The 3,629-nt window shown below is 68.4% G+C and carries 7 protein-coding genes; 4 read left to right on the top strand and 3 right to left on the bottom strand.

Annotation, left to right across the window (positions count from 1 at the left end; all coding sequences use genetic code 11):
- Positions 1 to 250 precede the first annotated feature (250 nt).
- Positions 251 to 1,165, top strand: a complete 915-nt coding sequence (locus OJ997_RS36080; RefSeq protein ID WP_270030313.1) for an AarF/UbiB family protein — start codon at positions 251 to 253, stop codon at positions 1,163 to 1,165.
- Positions 1,166 to 1,278: 113 nt separating this feature from the next.
- Here OJ997_RS36080 and OJ997_RS36075 read toward each other — a convergent pair whose 3' ends face one another.
- Positions 1,279 to 1,563 (bottom strand): hypothetical protein, encoded by a 285-nt coding sequence (locus tag OJ997_RS36075; RefSeq protein WP_270030312.1) that lies wholly within the window; start codon positions 1,561 to 1,563, stop codon positions 1,279 to 1,281.
- A 170-nt stretch (positions 1,564 to 1,733) separates the two neighbouring features.
- Positions 1,734 to 1,901 (bottom strand): hypothetical protein, encoded by a 168-nt coding sequence (locus OJ997_RS36070; RefSeq protein ID WP_270030311.1) that lies wholly within the window; start codon positions 1,899 to 1,901, stop codon positions 1,734 to 1,736.
- A 194-nt stretch (positions 1,902 to 2,095) separates the two neighbouring features.
- Here OJ997_RS36070 and OJ997_RS36065 point away from each other — a divergent pair, with 194 nt between their 5' ends.
- Positions 2,096 to 2,437: a hypothetical protein gene (locus OJ997_RS36065; RefSeq protein WP_270030310.1), complete on the top strand. Its 342-nt coding sequence runs from the start codon at positions 2,096 to 2,098 to the stop codon at positions 2,435 to 2,437.
- Positions 2,438 to 2,590: 153 nt separating this feature from the next.
- Entirely contained in the window at positions 2,591 to 2,803 is a 213-nt protein-coding gene (locus OJ997_RS36060) for a hypothetical protein (protein ID WP_270030309.1), read from the top strand.
- Positions 2,804 to 2,924: 121 nt separating this feature from the next.
- On the opposite strand, the gene OJ997_RS36055 is transcribed toward OJ997_RS36060, so the two are convergent.
- Positions 2,925 to 3,137 (bottom strand): hypothetical protein, encoded by a 213-nt coding sequence (locus OJ997_RS36055; protein WP_270030308.1) that lies wholly within the window; start codon positions 3,135 to 3,137, stop codon positions 2,925 to 2,927.
- 113 nt (positions 3,138 to 3,250) lie between these two features.
- Here OJ997_RS36055 and OJ997_RS36050 point away from each other — a divergent pair, with 113 nt between their 5' ends.
- Positions 3,251 to 3,532, top strand: a complete 282-nt coding sequence (locus OJ997_RS36050; RefSeq protein WP_270030307.1) for a hypothetical protein — start codon at positions 3,251 to 3,253, stop codon at positions 3,530 to 3,532.
- The last annotated feature ends 97 nt before the right edge of the window (positions 3,533 to 3,629 follow it).

Raw genomic sequence — 3,629 nt, 5'->3', positions numbered from 1 at the left:
TGCCGACGTTCCGCATCCCGCCGCACAGCTGCGCGACGCAGCGATGAAGGACGACGCGTCCGCGCGATAGTCGTAGCCGTCCGCGATACTGGGGGTGGCATGCGAGGTCCGCAGCCCTTCTTGGTTCTTTGTGTCTCCGTCGGCGGGGTGACCCCCGTTGACCGGTCTGCCGCCTGAGCTCCGGGCGGCGCTGGGGCCGGCGGGAACCCTGCTGTGGGCGTCGGCGACGGGGCGGTTGGCCCTGGGACGGTTGGCCGGGCTCGTGCCCGAAAGCGGTTGGCCGCGGGCGCTCGCGGGGCTCGAACCCGTGTTGACCGCCGCCCGGTCCGAAGGCTCTGATCCGCTTTCGCCGCGGACCGTCGATCGTGCGTTGCGGCGGGCCTGGAACGGTAAATGGACTGAGGTCCTGGAGGACCTCGACCTTGAGGTCCCGGTAGCGGTCACGCCGCTCGCTCAGGTGCACCGCGGCCGGCTCGACGGGGCTCCGGTGGCCGTCAAGGTGCGTCGTCCCGGCGTGGAGACGCTGGTTGATTCAGATCTGCGTCTCGCCCGAGCGGTCGGAGGTGACGGCGTTCCCGACGCGGTGTTCGACCTGGTCCTCGAGCTGCTCGACTTCGAGGTCGAGGCCGCGCGCCAGTCGGCGGCGCGACGGCTGCTGCGAGCGGTGCCCGGGGCCTCGGTCCCCGCGGTCCGGACCGAGTGGTGCCGGTCCAACGTGCTCGTCAGCGAGTGGATGAGCGGACCGACGTTGGCGTCCTCCGCGCCGCTCGATCCCGCCGGCACGGCACGCACCCTCCTTTTGGCGCATGCCGCTGCCGCACGGGGCGGTTTGGTTCTCCTTGAGCCACGCCCCTGGCACGTCGTGGTGCTCCAGGACGGGACGCTCAGCCTGCTCGGCGCGGGAGCGGCGCTGCCGATCGACGGCGCTCAGGTTGACGCGGCGCTGGCCCGGCTTCCGGCGTCGCTACTTGGGGAGTTCGCGGACGGTCCGGCCCTGTTGGACGCCCCGGCCTTCGCCCGGCGCGGGGACGCGGCCTTCGCGGTGCTAGACGCAGCGCGCGGGCTGTCCTTCACTGAGGCTGCGCTCGCCGCCAGCGCGGGCCAGCTCGCGGCCGTGCTCGCTCGGCTCGAGGTGCGAACCGACTGGCTCGCGCTTGTGGCCTGACCGCGCCCGCCGAACGGACGGAAGTGTCGAGAAGCACCACTTGGACCAGGGCGTCGAGCGCTCGTGATGGAGCCTGCGCGGAGGCCTGAGTCCGGACAGCGGCCGTCACGCGGTCAGCGAGCGATCAGGTAGACGAGCCCTACGGCGGCGAGCGAGACGAACGGCAGCAAAGCCCCGATCGCAATCGAGCTGCCCTTGAATGAGTCCGGGTGCTGCCCAGAGCCCATCTCGAACGCGTTGCGGCGCAGATCCACCGGGATGAGCACGACGGCGACCGCGGCCACTACAAGGGCGCAGATGCCGATCCAGGCGTCGCGTAGGTCGTACCAAACGACCGCCAAGGGCACCGCCATGAAGAACAGCACCATGCCCGAGTACACCGGACGCCGAAAATGCACGATGGCGGTGTCCCCACGTCTCGTCGAGAGCAAACAGCGCGTGAGCCGGACCGTGGACGACGCTCCAGATGCCTCGCCGGGACGCCAGCGAGACCGCCATTCGTCGACAAGCGCCTCTTCTTGCGCGGGTCCCCTCACGGCCTACTGCATGATGAACTCGGCGTACAACGTCACGTGGGCGACGTCGGTTGCAGGCGCTCGGGCAGCGCGAAGGCCCAGTAGTCAGCGCCCGTCAGCAGCTCGAACTCGACGGTGTAGAGCACGGTGCCGACTTGCTCTCCCGTGCGAACGATCAGCGTCTCTGCCTCCCACCCTGCATCGAGCTGCTGCTCGGGCACGCGGACCGGCCACGTGACCGTGTGCGTACCGGCACGCAGGACCAGCTCATACTCGACACCGCCGTGAGTGCTGTGACTTGACTCGACTCTCGTCCTGATGCGGTGACGGAGCTCTCGTGCAGCGCCGCGCGAAGTCGCGGAACCGTCGAAAGCTGTCCGGCGCTAGTCGAAGGCGCGGCTGGAATGCTTCCCGGATGAGCTGGCGAGTTCAGGCGACGTGGACGGTGGACGGCGAGCCGAAGAGCTATGCGCCGCAGTTCGCGCGGACACGCCTCGGCGCTGAGCGGCTCAAGCGCCAGACGGAGAGAACCCTCGGCCATTTCCCCTCGCTCGAGGTGCTGGTCGAGAAGAGCGACATCGAACCCAGCGACGAGCCGGTCGCGTCGCGGCTGCCAGATGCGGTGCACCTTGTGGCGTCGCCGCTTGCCGAGACGACTGCGTGCGGCGTTCCTCGGGTCGAAGTTGATGCCGTCGCCACGAAGGAGATCTTCGCGCTCAGCACGAGCCAATGTGGCGAATGCGTAGCGGCGTCATAGAGCCTGGCACTCGTGTCGGGCCTTGGCGCCGAAAGTAGCCACTTCGTCGAGAAAGAGCACATTTCTCTGGGTCGTCCATGGCCGGTGTCAAGGTCTCAACGGGGTCGATCGTGAGCGTGGGCGCTCTGTGCAGAATCGGATACGTTCCGCGGCATGAGGCGGGAGCTCCAAGCGTGGAACGGCCGACGCGTCGTCGTATCCGGCGTCGCAGCGTGGGCTCTCCTGGCCTCGCTCGTCTGTTGGGCGGGCGTGGGTCTGGCCGGGCTCATTGGCGCGGGGTACTGGCTCCGAACCGGCCTGTTCCTGCTTGCGCTTCCCAGCCTCCTGACGATCATCGCCGTCCCGATCCTCGGCCGCCGCAACTAAGCGCCCCCGAGGCGCTGCGGCTCGTTGGAGCCGTCGGTGAGCCGCGTGCGACTGGCGGTTCGCAAAGCCACGAGACGTCGAGAAGCACGACTTTGGCGCCGCCCGCGATCGGTCCGCTCGGCTACTGGCGGAACTTGAAAACGTGCCCGTCCAGGTCGACCAGACAAACGTGATCGTCGCCGCCAGCGCCGCGGACGGTGACCTCGTAGAACGGCGTCTTGATGTTCGCCCGCCGCCGGCGCACAACACCAACGACTGCGAGGCCGACGCCAAGCTCGGCGGTCGCCCACTCCAGAGCAGCGCGTGCAGCCCTGTCCTGGTCTTGGTCGCTCATTGGCCTCGCGTCGCAGAGCTCAAGGCGCTCCTACTCCTATTCGCTTGGATGCGCGGATCTATCGAGAAGCGGGGCTCTTTCGACACACGCGCCGAGCTACCGTTGGCCGCACGATGGCAGGAGTCGTATTTACGCCGGGCATGCGGGACGGTTGGTCGAGCGGTGGCGACGCGTTTCGGCGTGTTCTCGCTGCCGCCCATGAACGCTCGAGCGAGGCAGGGGATCATGCCGCCCTGGAAGTGGCACAGGAGGTTGGCGGCCTCGAGCCAACAGGGCCGACGATGGTGCACGCGCTGATCGCTGCCGCTGAGGACCTCGCGGCTCAAGCGAAGACACCGCAAGACGTCGCTCATTACCAGGAGCTGCGCGAGATGCTCGCGCCATACGCCATCTAGCTGAGCCGCGAGAGCGCGGGGCCGCGAAGCGCGCTTCGTCGAGAAGCGCCCCTCTTGCTCCTCGTCGAAGAACTTGGCCGTGGAGTAGAACCTGCAT

The organism is Solirubrobacter phytolaccae, from assembly GCF_027587195.1.
Lineage (GTDB): Bacteria > Actinomycetota > Thermoleophilia > Solirubrobacterales > Solirubrobacteraceae > Solirubrobacter > Solirubrobacter phytolaccae.
The sequence above is the reverse complement of the archived record's forward strand: the minus strand, read 5'-3'. Positions and strand labels throughout refer to the sequence as shown.

Bases quoted from the DNA above. Each gene is read 5' to 3' on its own strand.
- OJ997_RS36065 (WP_270030310.1), top strand. From the start codon at position 2,096: ATGAGCTGGCGAGTTCAGGCGACGTGGACGGTGGACGGCGAGCCGAAG.
- OJ997_RS36060 (WP_270030309.1), top strand. From the start codon at position 2,591: ATGAGGCGGGAGCTCCAAGCGTGGAACGGCCGACGCGTCGTCGTATCC.
- OJ997_RS36055 (WP_270030308.1), bottom strand. From the start codon at position 3,137: ATGAGCGACCAAGACCAGGACAGGGCTGCACGCGCTGCTCTGGAGTGG.
- OJ997_RS36050 (WP_270030307.1), top strand. From the start codon at position 3,251: ATGGCAGGAGTCGTATTTACGCCGGGCATGCGGGACGGTTGGTCGAGC.